Annotated in this window: 14 protein-coding genes; 9 read left to right on the top strand and 5 right to left on the bottom strand. The window is 39.5% G+C overall.

What is annotated here, in order from left to right; translation table 11 throughout:
- Positions 1-43: 43 nt before the first annotated feature.
- Positions 44-1,237 (bottom strand): class I SAM-dependent methyltransferase, encoded by a 1,194-nt coding sequence (locus OCU30_RS06655; protein WP_077312898.1) that lies wholly within the window; start codon positions 1,235-1,237, stop codon positions 44-46.
- A gap of 170 nt (positions 1,238-1,407) precedes the next feature.
- Between OCU30_RS06655 and yccX the strand changes: the two genes are divergently transcribed.
- Positions 1,408-1,677, top strand: coding sequence for an acylphosphatase (yccX, locus tag OCU30_RS06650; RefSeq protein ID WP_077312900.1), 270 nt, complete (start codon positions 1,408-1,410; stop codon positions 1,675-1,677).
- A gap of 33 nt (positions 1,678-1,710) precedes the next feature.
- Here yccX and OCU30_RS06645 read toward each other — a convergent pair whose 3' ends face one another.
- Together OCU30_RS06645 and OCU30_RS06640 are read right to left on the bottom strand one after the other, a co-directional pair.
- Positions 1,711-2,040, bottom strand: a complete 330-nt coding sequence (locus tag OCU30_RS06645) for a TusE/DsrC/DsvC family sulfur relay protein (protein WP_077312902.1) — start codon at positions 2,038-2,040, stop codon at positions 1,711-1,713.
- Between the two features lie 132 nt (positions 2,041-2,172).
- Entirely contained in the window at positions 2,173-2,835 is a 663-nt protein-coding gene (locus tag OCU30_RS06640; RefSeq protein WP_077312904.1) for a Bax inhibitor-1/YccA family protein, read from the bottom strand.
- A 690-nt stretch (positions 2,836-3,525) separates the two neighbouring features.
- Between OCU30_RS06640 and OCU30_RS06635 the strand changes: the two genes are divergently transcribed.
- A complete protein-coding gene (locus OCU30_RS06635) occupies positions 3,526-4,467 on the top strand; it encodes a precorrin-2 dehydrogenase/sirohydrochlorin ferrochelatase family protein (RefSeq protein ID WP_077312906.1) in 942 nt (313 codons plus the stop codon).
- A 52-nt stretch (positions 4,468-4,519) separates the two neighbouring features.
- Here OCU30_RS06635 and OCU30_RS06630 read toward each other — a convergent pair whose 3' ends face one another.
- Positions 4,520-5,326, bottom strand: coding sequence for a Cof-type HAD-IIB family hydrolase (locus OCU30_RS06630; protein WP_077312908.1), 807 nt, complete (start codon positions 5,324-5,326; stop codon positions 4,520-4,522).
- 235 nt (positions 5,327-5,561) lie between these two features.
- On the opposite strand from OCU30_RS06630, the gene queE reads away from it, so the two are divergent.
- From queE to OCU30_RS06600, 6 genes are all read left to right on the top strand, one after another.
- On the top strand, positions 5,562-6,230 hold the full coding sequence (gene queE / locus OCU30_RS06625; protein ID WP_235861839.1) for a 7-carboxy-7-deazaguanine synthase QueE: 669 nt from the start codon (positions 5,562-5,564) through the stop codon (positions 6,228-6,230).
- A gap of 13 nt (positions 6,231-6,243) precedes the next feature.
- The gene (gene queC, locus OCU30_RS06620) at positions 6,244-6,927 is read left to right on the top strand and encodes a 7-cyano-7-deazaguanine synthase QueC (protein WP_077312912.1); all 684 of its coding nucleotides are present in this window, start codon (positions 6,244-6,246) and stop codon (positions 6,925-6,927) included.
- A gap of 218 nt (positions 6,928-7,145) precedes the next feature.
- Positions 7,146-9,083: a GGDEF domain-containing protein gene (locus tag OCU30_RS06615; protein WP_077312914.1), complete on the top strand. Its 1,938-nt coding sequence runs from the start codon at positions 7,146-7,148 to the stop codon at positions 9,081-9,083.
- A gap of 164 nt (positions 9,084-9,247) precedes the next feature.
- Positions 9,248-9,481: a hypothetical protein gene (locus tag OCU30_RS06610; protein WP_077312916.1), complete on the top strand. Its 234-nt coding sequence runs from the start codon at positions 9,248-9,250 to the stop codon at positions 9,479-9,481.
- A gap of 202 nt (positions 9,482-9,683) precedes the next feature.
- Entirely contained in the window at positions 9,684-10,682 is a 999-nt protein-coding gene (locus OCU30_RS06605; RefSeq protein ID WP_235861822.1) for an ABC transporter substrate-binding protein, read from the top strand.
- Positions 10,679-12,022 carry a GGDEF domain-containing protein gene (locus tag OCU30_RS06600; protein ID WP_077312918.1) on the top strand — a complete coding sequence of 448 codons (1,344 nt, stop codon included), beginning with the start codon at positions 10,679-10,681 and terminating at the stop codon, positions 12,020-12,022. Before OCU30_RS06605 ends, OCU30_RS06600 begins: the two co-directional genes overlap by 4 nt.
- Here OCU30_RS06600 and OCU30_RS06595 read toward each other — a convergent pair.
- A complete protein-coding gene (locus OCU30_RS06595) occupies positions 12,019-12,576 on the bottom strand; it encodes an MSHA operon transcriptional regulator (protein WP_077312920.1) in 558 nt (185 codons plus the stop codon). The two genes, OCU30_RS06600 and OCU30_RS06595, sit on opposite strands and share 4 nt — an antisense overlap.
- A gap of 385 nt (positions 12,577-12,961) precedes the next feature.
- On the opposite strand from OCU30_RS06595, the gene OCU30_RS06590 reads away from it, so the two are divergent.
- The gene (locus OCU30_RS06590; protein WP_077312922.1) at positions 12,962-14,110 is read left to right on the top strand and encodes a GGDEF domain-containing protein; all 1,149 of its coding nucleotides are present in this window, start codon (positions 12,962-12,964) and stop codon (positions 14,108-14,110) included.
- Positions 14,111-14,147 lie beyond the last annotated feature (37 nt).

Raw genomic sequence — 14,147 nt, 5'->3', positions numbered from 1 at the left:
TTGTCTTCTATTACCCTTTTCTCATTGTTTAAACGTTATCTTCTTATAAAACTTTACAAGCGAACCCTTTGAGATAAAAACCTTCAGGATAAGCGGTGTCAATCGGATGGTCTGCCGCTTGTTCAAAACGTTCGATGAATTTTACCGTGCGTTGCGCGTCAAGTGCCGCATCAGCAATAATTTTTTGAAACAAGACTTGATCCATAAGGCCGGAACAAGAGTAGGTTAATAACGTACCGCCCGGGTTGAGAATTTGCATAGCCAACATGTTAATATCTTTATAGCCACGGCAGGCACCGTTTAATTGTGCTTTTGACTCAGCAAATTTTGGTGGATCCATAATAACGACATCAAACTTAGTGCCCTGATCGCGATACTCACGTAATAATTTGAATACATCTGCGTTAAGGAAAACAGCGCGCTTTTTGCTAATATCAAATTCATTTAATTGCGCGTTATATTTAGCACTGTCTAAAGCAGGTTGGGATACATCAGCATTAATGACGCGCTTGGCACCACCTTTTAATGCATATAAGCCAAAGCCCCCAGTGTAAGAAAAACAGTTTAACACCTCTTTATCTTCGACATATTTCATCGACTGTAAGCGGCTATCGCGCTGGTCTAAATAAAAACCGGTTTTGTGTCCTTTGATAATATCGACACTGATTTTTACGCCGTTTTCTTCAATAACCACAGATTCTGGTGGCGTATCACCATGCAGAACGCCGACCCGCTCCGCCAGTCCTTCTTTTTTACGTACGGCGACATCGGAGCGCTCATATACGTGGCAATCAGGAAAGCAGTGAACTAACGCTTTGACTAAGCTGGCTTTATGGTATTCAGCCCCTGCGCTTAATAGCTGACATACCAGATAATCTTGATACTTATCAACCGTGATACCTGGTACGTTATCTGACTCTGCGGCGAGTAAGCGATAACCGGTTAGTTTATCTCGCCAAATCACCTCGTCACGCAGTTGTTGAGCTTGTTGAATGCGTTTAATAAAGAAATCGCAATCAATGTCTTCTTTTTCAAAGCTCCAAATACGCGCACGAATTTGTGATTCTGGAGAAAAGGCCGCTTTCGCTAACCAACGACCATCATTGGTATAAACATCGACAGTCTCACCTGATACTGGGGAGCCTTCGACATGTTGAATACCTCGGGAAAAAATCCAAGGGTGACGACGCAATACCGATTTCTCACGGCCTTTGACCAGGCGAATGGATGATGTCATGAATGTTACTCAAGTCGAAAATAAAATGGGGGCGTATTGTCTGGTAAGTGGCGGTGAAAAGCAAATGGTTAAACCGTGATGACACCAGTGGCAAGACGAACAGTTTAAGGTTTCATCGTTTTAACACGCACGATAGTATGAGTGTTCATCGACAAATAAGGAAAATCAATATGGCGAGTGAAATAATGATGGTCTCTGGGGTCGTGCAAGGCGTTGGCTTTCGCTACTTTACCGCGAATGAATGCCTGAAAAGATCACTCACAGGATATGCGAAAAACCTATCAGATGGGCGTGTTGAAGTGGTCGTATGTGGCAGCCAGACACTTATTGATGAAGTCTATACGCAATTAGAAAAGGGGCCCAGGAGTGCAGTGGTCGATAACGTTACTCGAGAGCCCTGTGAGCTCAGTGTACCTACCGATGATTTTCGCATCGTGTAAGTACAACTGCAAACGCATAGCGTGTCTTAAGTGTTATAAACATTTGGCGGGTTTTGGTAAGCCCGCTAATTTTGTCGCTTGTTTCGCAGGCCCTTCAGGGAAGAGCTTAAACAAGTATTTACTATTGCCTTTCTCCTTACCATGCTCTTTTTCCAGCGCTTTGACGAGCATACGAATGGCGGGGGAGGTATTAAATTCTTCATAAAAGTTACGGACAAAATGAATAACTTCTATATGAGCATCGGTTAAATGAAGGCCTTCTTGTGCGGCTAATACAGGAATCATGTCCGCTTCCCATTGAGTATGGTCTAGCAAGTAGCCTTCAGCATCGGTGGCGATATGGGTATCTTGATAGTCAATCATTCTATACTTTCCGTTGTTATGTTACCTATAGAGTAACTAAGCTCGATCTTTGGCTCAAGTAGAAAATAAAAAGCCCGAGCATGGGCTCGGGCCTTGTTACTTATTTATTATCAGTCTGCAATGCGTAGCAGCTTAGTCGTCGTTCATTATACCAAGAATACTAAGTAGGCTGATGAACAAGTTATAAATAGAGACATACAGAGACACTGTCGCTGAAATATAGTTCGTTTCACCACCGCGTATGATTTGTTGAGTGGTAAACATAATCACACCGGTTGAGAACAATACAAACATACCGCTCATCGCTAGGTGAATGATAGGCATTTGTAGGAAAATATTCGCGACCATACCAATCAGTAGTACGACAAAGCCTGCCATCAATAAACCACCTAAGAAGGATAGATCTCGTTTTGTGGTGAGGGCATAGGCAGATGAACCTAAGAACGCGAGTGCAGTACCACCTAAAGCGGTGACAATGACATCGCCCATACCGGCACCGACATACATATTAAGGATCGGGCCTAAGGTATAACCTAAGAAACCAGTGAACAGGAAGGTAAAGACTAGTCCCATGCCGTTGTTACGGTTCTTTTCTGTCAGGAACAATAAACCATAAAAACCGACTAACATAATGATGATGTTTGGTCGAGGAAGGTTCATTGCCATAGAAACGCCTGCCACGACTGCTGACCATAGCAGAGTCATAGAAAGCAATGCGTAGGTGTTCTTTAGTACTTTGTTAGTTTGCAATACACCCGTTTCGGTGTTTGAGCGAGAGTACATTGAATTATTCATATTCTTCCTCGTAAAGACATTACGTTTACTCATATAGACATTTATGGGGCTAAAAGTTCAGTTTTTCAAGCCACAATGTCTTTTACTAACGACTCTAGACGTTAATTTAGTGTGACAATCACAGCTTACCAGCGAATAGGTGAGCGTGCGAACTTTGATTCTAAAGATATTGATGATTACTTCATCATAATCAAGTTTCGACTATTACAATATCAACAAGTTGTAACACGATATGTCGTGTTACATCGTTTGCAATCTATTCATTTTTTATCCGTCCTAGTCAATGGTATAAAGCGGTTTATCATCACGTCATCACGATGTGTAATGGGCCTGCACTCGGTTGTTAGTCACATGGGCTTATAAGATTAAGTAAGACCATATTTCTATCTCATCCTATAAATCTGGCATGATTTCTTTTATGCTGCCTACCCATCAGTTAATACAACGGCCAAATATCAACCCTATAAAAATAGAGCCGAAAGTGGCTATTTTTCTGCTAAGCAGCGTAACTGACTTACGAGCCAGCCCATAGACAATAAAGAATCTATTCATGGGTATTGCTAAGGAATGCCGCACTATTTAAGCGGATAAGTTTGCTGTTATATTATGGACGCCATATTAGGTTGGTTGATAGCTGCACTAATTCAAAGTAGCCACTAATCGTTTATCAATTAAAGGTCATATCAAGCTATGCAATATTTCCCAGTGTTTCTAAAATTGACCGATCAGCCTGTGCTTGTGGTGGGAGGAGGCGAAGTCGCGTGCCGTAAAACCGATGCGCTATTGAGAGCAGGAGCTCGGGTCACTATTATCTCTCCAACGCTTGCTGCGCCATTAAAAGCGTTAGTCGATTTAGAACAATGCCATTGGATTCAAAACTTTTATTCTACGCAGTATCTAGAGCCGCATTATCTTCAAGTCTGGGCAACAACCGATAATCCGAGTTTGAATCACGAAGTCTATTACGATGCCAAACGCATGGGTATTTTAGTCAATGTGGTTGACGATCAACCTTATTGCCAGTTTATTACTCCAGCGATGATTGAACGTGGCCGCATTCAAATTGCCATTTCTAGTGGCGGTTCATCGCCAGTACTGATTCGGAATTTAAGAGAAACTATTGAAGCGATTTTACCCAATAACTTAGGGTTACTCGCAGAATTCGGCGCTTCAAAGCGCAACTCAATCAAAGACTACTTGATAGACTTAGACAGTCGTCGGGCTTTTTGGGAGCGTTTTTTTGATCAACCACAAGTGAAAAATGCGACGACACGTGAGCAGTTAGAAGAGACCTATGTTGAATTGCTCGCCGATAACAAGCCCAAACAAGGTCGAAAGGTTTGGATTGAATATACGCTCGATATTGATAGGTTATCGCTCGGAGCGGTTCGTCAATTACAACAGGCCGATCGAGTATTACATCCACAACAATGCCCATCGGCTATTATGGATTTATGTCGACGGGATGCGGAGCGAGAGGTGTTTGTTGAGCCGGGAGCGCTAGGATCAAAGCTACAAGAAGATTACGATGAAACAGAACATTTATGTATCTTAGTCCCTGAAGAGCAGCAAGATTTTGGTTTACTTCAGCAGAACGACCGATTAATTAAACTGGCACCTACTGTGTCATAATAAATAGCAAGCGCGCTCCATAACTGTGCGCGCTTTATTGTATTGACGAGCGTTATTTTAGTGCATATTTCTCAATAGCAATGGCGACGCCGTCCTGATCATTGCTTGCCGTAATTGCATTAGCAACGGCTTTAGTTTCGTCCATGGCATTTTCCATGGCAATGCCTAACCCTGCATACTGCAGCATATGTATGTCATTCCCAGCATCCCCCATACTAATGATTTGTTCGGCCGGCACATTGAGTAACTTTGCCACAGCCGCTAATCCTGCCCCTTTGTTACTGGCAGGGTTTAGGAATTCTAAGAAGTAGGGAGCACTTTTGACTATCGTGAATTCTTCAAAAAGTTCTGGAGGTAATGCGCTAATGGCTTTGTCGAGCGCACTTGGTTCATCAATGATCATGGTCTTGATAATAGGGTGATCATCTTCCAGAGTTTCAAAGTCCATCTCAGTAATACCGATACCATTAATGGTCGCCTCGACTTCAGTATATTGACTGTTTTTAGGTGTAATTAAACCATGAATTTGACTAAACGCGTGCACATTAACGTTGAGCTGCTTTGCAATACGCGCAATCTTTTTCGCGGCTTTACCATCCGTAATGCACTGATGGACAATCTCACCGGTGCCTAAATTTTCCACCAATGATCCATTGTAATACAGCACATAATCATCTTTACCGTTAATCTCGAGCTCTGCGAGCTGTTGACGCATACCTTCAATAGGGCGACCAGACGCGAGCACAACTTTTATGCCTTGTTGGCGAGCTTTATGGATCGCAGCTATCGTTCTCGCAGACATCTGTTTTTGGCTATTGAGTAACGTGCCATCCATATCAAGCGCAATAATTTTATACATATAGGTAACCTAACCACTAAAAAAACGGTAAACATCATAGACAATGAGTTCGCTAGAGCGTGTTTCGCGAGCCGCATCGGCATATGTATCAAGAAACAACATATTACAATGAAAATTTCGTTGATGAAAATGACCTTATTGTTTTGCGATCTCGCGCAGGTTTAGTTTGACCTTACGACTGGCTTGCATTATCGTCTGCGTCCTAAAATTTTGTGACTGAGTTAGAGAAATGACCTTGTATAAAATCAACGAAATGTTTGAGACCATCCAAGGCGAGGGCGTTTTTACCGGTGTTCCCGCCGTCTTTGTTCGTTTACAACAATGTCCGGTAGGATGCGCATGGTGCGATACCAAGCAAACTTGGGATGCAACGCCGCAAGATGAAACGACATTCGACGTTATCATCCAAAAAGCACAAGATAATCCACAGTGGTGCCAAGCATCTGCTGACGATATTATTCAACGCTATCAACAAGAAGGTTATACTGCGCGCCATATTGTAATTACTGGCGGTGAACCCTGTATTTATGATCTTCACGCCCTTACGCACGCGTTTGAAGCCATTGGGTGTCGTTGTCAAATAGAAACCAGTGGAACGTTTGAGGTAAAAGCAAGCGTCGATACATGGGTAACTGTGTCACCTAAAGTAGCAATGAAAGGCAAATTGCCCATCATTGATAGTGCATTATTACGTGCTAATGAAATTAAGCACCCAGTTGCGACCGCGAAAGATATTGATAATCTAGATGCACTTGTCTCTCGAGTCGATATCGCCAACTCGACTGAGATCGCACTACAACCTATTAGTCAAAAAGGTCGCGCGACAGAGCTGTGTATTGAGACATGCATTAAGCGTAATTGGCGTTTGTCGATTCAGACTCACAAATACCTCAGTATTGCCTAAGAGAGTATACATAATGAAAAAAGCAGTAGTAGTCTTCAGTGGTGGTCAAGACTCGACCACATGTTTAGTTCAAGCACTCCAAGAATTCGACGAAGTACATGCGATTACTTTTGATTATGGGCAGCGCCATAAACTGGAAATTGAAGTCGCTCAATCGTTAGGTACCAAGCTGGGTATTACCGCCCATAAAGTAATGGATGTCGGTCTGTTAAATGAATTAGCAGTAAGCTCTCTAACACGTGATGACATTGCCGTTTCCAATGAGTTACAAGAAAATGGGTTGCCTAACTCGTTTGTACCTGGACGTAATATTCTCTTTTTAACCTTAGCGGGTATTTATGCATATCAAATCGGGGCAAATACTGTGATTACTGGTGTGTGCGAAACCGATTTTTCCGGTTATCCTGATTGTCGTAATGATTTTGTTAAGGCAATGAACACCGCGTTAGTACAAGGTATGGATAAAGAACTTGATATTCGCACACCGCTTATGTGGTTAAATAAGGCACAAACGTGGGCGTTAGCTGATCAGCAAGGTGCGCTAGAGTTAGTTCGTCATCAAACGTTAACGTGTTATAACGGTATTATTGGCGATGGGTGTGGTGAATGCCCAGCTTGCCAGTTACGCCAAGCTGGATTAAATGAATATTTAGATAATCAAGATGAAATAATGAAAGAGTTAGTGGCTAAGCAATAGTTCCGATTTTCATTAGAATATCAATATAAACAAAACCATGCCAAGGCATGGTTTTGTTTTATGTAACCATTTAGGGGTACATACGTTTATTCAAGTGAATAGTATACTTTTTGTTAAGTACCAATTGTTATTGAACAATATTTATCATATAAAAAGAGTTTACAGATACTATTACACAACACTACCATCCATACTTTTTGACAGAGCACCACGCACCTATGCATACGATATCAATGTTATTTAATGAGTTAGGCGAAAAGGTCGCGGCCTCTTCGCAACGTGCCAGTGATATTGTATCGATTGACGATCTCATTTTTCATCAGCTAGACAATAAGCAAGTTTTGTCATTTGCATCTCTTCAATCACGATTGATGAAGCAGGCTCGAATTGATGTGTCTATATACTTTCAGGGGGATCATTATATCGGTGATGTGATTCGTATGGAATATACTGGGAATACTCAAACCGTATTTGTTGTCAATGCTAAATATATCGCTCAGCGTGCTCACATTAGTACTGATGATAGTAATAATATTATAAATTCCACCGATATTGCTCCTTGGGAATGGGACATATCAACAGATATCATAAAAATAAACGAACACTGGGCAAACATTCAAGGATTTGCACTCGATGAGATATCACCTGTAACGGCAACGAGTTGGAAAGACAGCCTGCATCCAGATTATACTGAATTATTTAATTATGAGTTACAGCGTCACTTTAAAGGGGAGACTCGTCAATTTGAAATAGAGTACCCAATCTATAGTAAAGATAAAGACTTGGTTTGGGTCAAAGATTTCGGTCAGGTGGTGGCACGTGATGCTCAAGGTCAGCCTGAGCGAATATTAGGTACACGCTTGAATTTGACGAATGTGAAAATAGCCCAATTTAAATTAAATGACCTTCAGCAGCAGTTGGATAATTTAATGGACCTCAGCCCTTCTCTGACCTATAAAATGTGTGCAGATGCAGACGAACGTATTCAATTTATTACCCAAAGTACAGAACAACTGCTCGGCTATGATGTGGATGATATTTTATGGCAACCTAAATGGTGGAGACAACGTATCGCACCTCAAGATTTATGGGAATATGATCGTTGCCGTGATATTGCCAAAACACGGTTACAGCAACCCATTATGGATTGTGAATATCGCTTTATTAATAAAGAGGGAGAAGAAGTTTGGCTTATTGACCGAGTCCGTTACGTGGATAATGGTTATGAATCGCCTTATTTTATCGGTACTATTTTAGATCTCTCTGAATTTGTTACTTTAAATCAACATTTCAAAACCTTGTCTTTGTTACCGCCTGGGGTGATTTATCAATTTCAGCAAGATAAGAATGGTCATTATTCATTTCCTTATGCCAGTGATGAATTTGAAAACATCTTTGGCGTGCCAGTGGAAGAGGCGGCTAGAGATGCCAATATCCCATTTTCTATGATTAATGAAGAAGATCTAGCTGGAATTCATAAAGAAATAGAGCGTTCAACACGGACGGTCACTGAGTCGAATGCCGAATTTCGAATCACTCGTAATAACTTGACGCGATGGTACTTTTTCCAAGCCAAACCGGCTAAACAAAAAGATGGTAGTTTACTTTGGTCAGGACAGATCATTGATATTACGGAGCGTAAAGCCTTAGAGCAACAACTTGAACAACAGGCTATTACTGATGATTTAACTGGGGTATATAATCGTCGCTTTTTTATGGAGAAAGCCCATCAAATGCTTGTTGGTTGCCAGGATAGCTCGCGACCATTTACACTTTTATGTATAGACTTAGATCATTTTAAGTTAGTGAATGACACATACGGACATTTCTGTGGAGACCAAGTACTTATAGAAGCGGTAAAAAAGATGCAATCAGCATTAAGGAGTGATGATATTTTAGCCCGTATCGGCGGTGAGGAGTTTATTATTGCGTTAGCGAATGTGACTTTAGATAATGCGCTTGATATTGCAAATCGTATCCGCAGGGATATTAGAATGTTCACTGTGTTTTGCAATGATACACCTATTTTTCAGACCGTTACCATAGGTGTAGTAGAGAGTGAGCCTGATAATACCTTAACCGAACTCATGAAACGTGGTGATAATGCGCTTTATCTAGGTAAGAAAAGCGGCCGTGATCAAACAATGACTGGTTAAATAATCAATTTCTTCATAGATGTTCATATCCAATTGAAATTTAATATTTTTATACTATATTTATAAAGTAACACCTACATATCTGATGATTTTACGTATAAATATTGACCAATATAAAAGTCAATATATACTGTATATAAAAACAGTGATAAAGGGGGTGCTTTATGGTGTGGAAAACACTAGAACGCGTTAATCAACTTCGACAAGCGGCAATGTCGGATCCTGAATTTATCCAGTCAGCTCAAGAACATGAAAAGATGTTACAATTCGTCGAACAAACCGTTGAGCCCAAAAAACGGAGTCGTTCCTCTACTATTGCATCTAGAAAAGCCAAATCGCTTGCTGATATCTATGAGAAAGCGGCTTTTGGTGAAAACTCATCAGGTCAAGAACATTGATGAAAATACCTATCCTGTATTGATATAGTCAGCTCTTCTAGGGCTGACTTTTTTGTTGAAATGAAACAAATAGTGCAATTTATTGCAAAGCTTCTCATTTTTTTAATTTTACCCCTTAAGTAATAGAAGATTGATAATTACCGCCTATAATTTATACCATTAATAGCAATATCAGCGTATAACTAAATAAGAGGTATACAGCTTGCGAATAACATCAAAAGTATTGATAACTCTATTGATTGTGGTGGCTATTACGGCATGCTTTAGTTTGATTACGCACTTAAGCAATGAAAGCCAGCCTGTCGGTGATGAGATACCCGCACGAATTTTAATTTCTCAAACACCATTATCGACACCATTATTTGTCGCCAAGAAATTAGGTTTATTTAAACTTCATGGTATTGATATCACATTAATCCCTTGTAACGGGGGAGTAGAATGTATGTCAATGATGACGCATGGAAAAGCACAATATGCGACTATTTCTGAGTCTGTGGCCATGTTTAATAGTTTTCGTGATACGGACTTCTCAATTATCAGTACGTTTGTTACTTCCGATGATGACTTGAAACTTTTGGCACTTCCTAGGCGCGGATTTACATCGATTAGAGATTTAAAGGGGAAATCTATTGGTGTGATCAAGAGTAGTGCGAGTGAGTTTTATTTAGATTCTTTACTTCTTGCATCAGGTATGAAACCAACAGATATTGAGCGCGTATACCTTAAGCCCGATAAGCTCATTCAAATGATGAAGATTGGGAAAGTCGATGCGATATCTTCATGGGAACCTTGGGGATATCGTGCACAGGCAACGATGGATGTCGTTAATTTAGGGTTTCAAGGTATGTATACGCTATCGTTTAATTTAGCCACCATGAATCGAAAAGATGAAACCAGCCATGAGCGTTCGAAACGTATTCTTGCTGCATTACAACAGGCGATAACTTGGATACAAGATCATCCTGAAAAAGCCAAAGCCATTGTGAGTGATACTTTGAATATTGAGAATAATCAACTGGATTGGATGTGGCGTGATTATGTATTTAGGTTATCAATGACGAATGTATTATTGGCTAACTTACAGTTACAAGCCCGTTGGGCGTTAGAGCATAACTTGGTTGAAGGTAAGCAGCCTGATTTGAGGTCGATATTAGATAGGTCTGCATTACAGGCCATGCAAGATGAGGTAGTCGGGCAATGATGAATTCTATTACGCGTAAGTTAACAGTGCTTTCTGTTTCTTCGGTGTTATTAGTTGGTTTCATTTTGTTCTCATTAGGAAAAATTTGGCAAGAGCAAAATCATACTCTGGATCAATTAGGGCGCTTAGCTGAAATTCAGCGCAATGTTAATGGCTTGAGAGGGCAACTATGGGTCTTTTTACAATATGGTGATCGCAATAGTTTAGAACAAGTGGCTTTTGAGCAAAAGAATTTAGACAAACGCCTTAAATCATCGCAGGGTCAAGGCATAAAGCTAGCGAACTTAATGAAAATGAATAGCAGTTTAGACGTATTGCTAGAGCAAGAGCGTCGCTTAGTGTCGAGCGTTGAAGCACAAAGCATGAAAGACAATAAACGCCATTTTGTCGGTTCGAGTGAACTGTTGCATGCACGTTATAATATGTTAATTCAGAATATGACCGACGAACTAGGGTATCGTGAAAAAACGATTCTTAGCAAAAGTGAAAAAAATCAAAAGATTGCTTTAATATCCACATTAATCCAGCAGCTAATTCTATCGATATTGGTGTGTGGTTTTGCTTTTTTCATTCGCCATCATTTCAAACGTGGCTTTGCTTTATTGAGCCAAGGTATTAGTGATCTTGCGAAAGGTAATCTTGATAGTCGGCTGTCTTATCATAATGTAGATTCAGAGTTTAAAACACTGATACAATTTTTTAACCAGATGAAACGTTCTCTACAAGATACGACTTATAGCAAAGATGAATTAGCTCAAGAAGTTGCTCGCCAAACAAGTAAGTTGAATAAGCAGAAACAGCAGCTACAGTTTTTATCCGAAAAAGATACCTTAACTGGCACATTGAATCGACGGGCATTTAAAGATTACTTTCAGCGTTCTTTAATCAATGCACAGAGAACTCAGGTGAAATCTGCCATATTGTTCATTGATTTAGATAAATTTAAACAAGTGAATGATAAATACGGTCATGATGCTGGCGATAAAGTACTTTGTACTATTGCGAAACGTTTGCAAAATAACTTACGAGAGTCAGATTTTTTCGCCCGTTTTGGGGGCGACGAATTTTTGGTGTGCTTAGACTTATTGAATAGTTACGATGGTGTGCATGATAAAGCCCTACAATTATCAGAGGTACTTCATGAACCCATTTCAATTGGTGATCAAAAAGAAGTCCATGTTGAATCGAGTATTGGTATTGCATTATATCCATTACAAGCGGATAACGTCGATGATCTTATTAATTTAGCTGATCAGGCAATGTACAATGCAAAATTCTCGATAGATTATGGTATATACTGTCAGGCAACAGATAATGTCAATGAGATAAAGCCGGGTTAATTTTTCGAAATTTTTGCACGTTTAACATAAAATGGATTATCGAACTTGCTTGGATGCCCACATTGAGAGACGACTAACTTATTCCACAGTGTGCGGTCAAACTCCGCTTTCGGAATCGCAGGGTATAGCGTTTCTAATTCCTCACGAGCATAGCGTAAAAATGCTTTCTTTTTTACGTCATTATACTGCTTAACCACTTTGTTATATTGAATTATCCATTCAGATTTGAATGCTAATAATGCATTGTATGCATCTTGTTCTGACATTTGGGATAGATATACACGTTTATAAGCGATTTTTCTATCAATCATAGTTAACATCGTGGTTTGAATATAACGACCGTGATGTGTTATTGAAATTTCTTCGATTTTAAAAGGCGTAAAACTCCAACCTTTAGGAAAGAAGTGTCTTTTGCGGTATTCTTGATTTCGTATGCGAATAGCTTCATATAAAACAAGATCGGATGTGCCTTTCAATGTAGACTGCCATTTTGCAATACGAATTTGTATCGAGCCGGGTAGGCGGTAAATATTAGTAAATTTGTCTTGAGTCATAATTGAGCGTGTCAGTCTGCTATAAGCCTTTATAAAAAAGATTGATCACTATTTATATGGGTTCATCTTAAATATACGGTCGATGGTTAATCCAACGCAAAGTATGACTGATTTTACGAAATCAGTCATTGTGGTTACTTGAATATAGTTTTATATTCTCATGTATGCAACAACATAGCTGAGACTATTTGAGCATGCATAGTATGCATGCAAACACCTATCATAGTGCAGAGTGAAAGCAATGTTGTACAAGAAAGGCTATTTATAATATTAGTGGATGATTATATATCCTTGAGTATCGAGATAAAAATATAATTTATAGAGATTCAAACGGGTTTTTATTGTATGATTCTTCCCAAAAAATTTAAGGATGAATTAGACAATAATGACGGTAAATAATATTTATTTCATTCATATTGCAACAATTGGTAGTGATGTGTTGTTCTTTGGTGTAGCGGCTTTCCTATTATTTATTGTTAAACAGCATTTCAATCATCAGAAGCGCCAAGCTATGCTCTGGTTTATGACTTATTGGTTTGCGAGTAGTATCGCCTACGGTGTGTTTGTCTTACTCTGTTATGCAAGTCATACTCTGAGCCTGATACTAGGCAGTAGTGTATTACAAGCAATGCCTTATATCCTAACTATCTCGATTTTTAAACTCTATGAAAGAGTGATCCCTCGGCAATTTTTCCTCATATCATTTTCTCATGTTATTCTATTTACGCTCTTTAATACTCTGATCCATTTATATAATAGTAATGACGCCTATCTTAGTATTGCGGTAACATATGTTAGTATTATGAGTGTATTCTCCTATGCCGCTTATCTTATTTACAGTGAAAGTTTACTTAATAAGATAGGGGATAAAATTCTTTATTTTAGTATCATTTTTTCTCTTATTGTAAGTGTGGTTGCACTTGCCACTGACTTTATTTTAAAGTCTCCTTTAGAGAGCATTGTTATGATTGTTTTAGCCAAAAATAGCATCTTCTGTATGCAGCTTGTTGCCATAATGATGCGGTTCTTCTTTTATGAAATTGAGTGGCATCACGAACGCTCTATTCGAGATAAATTAACTGGATTGTATAACCGTCGGTATTTCGAAGACCAAGCAAAGTTATTATTAAAACATCCGAAAGAGTATTGTTACTTAGCGATAGTCGATGTTGATCACTTTAAACTGATCAATGATAAATATGGTCATTTGAATGGTGATATAGTTTTAGAAAAACTATCTGAGTTACTGTGGCAATTTTTTGGTAGTGATCTCGTTGCACGGTACGGTGGTGAAGAGTTTGTGATTTTATTGAGAGATCAAGAAGGAACGAGGGTTCATCAAAAACTGTCACAATTTCGTGAAGCCGTTGCCAAACATACGATTTATATTGCAGATGAAAAAGTATTCGTTACCGTGAGTATTGGAGTGGCGAGGCTGCATTCAGAGAAAGAGTTGGTGAGTAGTTTTGCCCATGCCGACAAAGCGTTGTACGAAGCAAAGTCTCAGGGTCGTAATCAGCTTATAACTATTTGATGCTTTACCATTAAAGCCAGACAGTGATAGCCAGTGA

The organism is Vibrio palustris (genome assembly GCF_024346995.1).
Classification (GTDB): domain Bacteria; phylum Pseudomonadota; class Gammaproteobacteria; order Enterobacterales; family Vibrionaceae; genus Vibrio; species Vibrio palustris.
Note: the sequence above shows the minus strand (reverse complement) of the source record. Positions and strands in the feature narration are given on the sequence as shown.

Excerpts from the sequence above, each read along its gene's own strand:
- OCU30_RS06655 (WP_077312898.1), bottom strand. The coding sequence starts at position 1,237 with ATGACATCATCCATTCGCCTGGTCAAAGGCCGTGAGAAATCGGTATTG.
- yccX (WP_077312900.1), top strand. The coding sequence starts at position 1,408 with ATGGCGAGTGAAATAATGATGGTCTCTGGGGTCGTGCAAGGCGTTGGC.
- OCU30_RS06645 (WP_077312902.1), bottom strand. The coding sequence starts at position 2,040 with ATGATTGACTATCAAGATACCCATATCGCCACCGATGCTGAAGGCTAC.
- OCU30_RS06640 (WP_077312904.1), bottom strand. The coding sequence starts at position 2,835 with ATGAATAATTCAATGTACTCTCGCTCAAACACCGAAACGGGTGTATTG.
- OCU30_RS06635 (WP_077312906.1), top strand. The coding sequence starts at position 3,526 with ATGCAATATTTCCCAGTGTTTCTAAAATTGACCGATCAGCCTGTGCTT.
- OCU30_RS06630 (WP_077312908.1), bottom strand. The coding sequence starts at position 5,326 with ATGTATAAAATTATTGCGCTTGATATGGATGGCACGTTACTCAATAGC.
- queC (WP_077312912.1), top strand. The coding sequence starts at position 6,244 with ATGAAAAAAGCAGTAGTAGTCTTCAGTGGTGGTCAAGACTCGACCACA.
- OCU30_RS06615 (WP_077312914.1), top strand. The coding sequence starts at position 7,146 with ATGCATACGATATCAATGTTATTTAATGAGTTAGGCGAAAAGGTCGCG.
- OCU30_RS06610 (WP_077312916.1), top strand. The coding sequence starts at position 9,248 with ATGGTGTGGAAAACACTAGAACGCGTTAATCAACTTCGACAAGCGGCA.
- OCU30_RS06600 (WP_077312918.1), top strand. The coding sequence starts at position 10,679 with ATGATGAATTCTATTACGCGTAAGTTAACAGTGCTTTCTGTTTCTTCG.
- OCU30_RS06595 (WP_077312920.1), bottom strand. The coding sequence starts at position 12,576 with ATGACTCAAGACAAATTTACTAATATTTACCGCCTACCCGGCTCGATA.
- OCU30_RS06590 (WP_077312922.1), top strand. The coding sequence starts at position 12,962 with ATGACGGTAAATAATATTTATTTCATTCATATTGCAACAATTGGTAGT.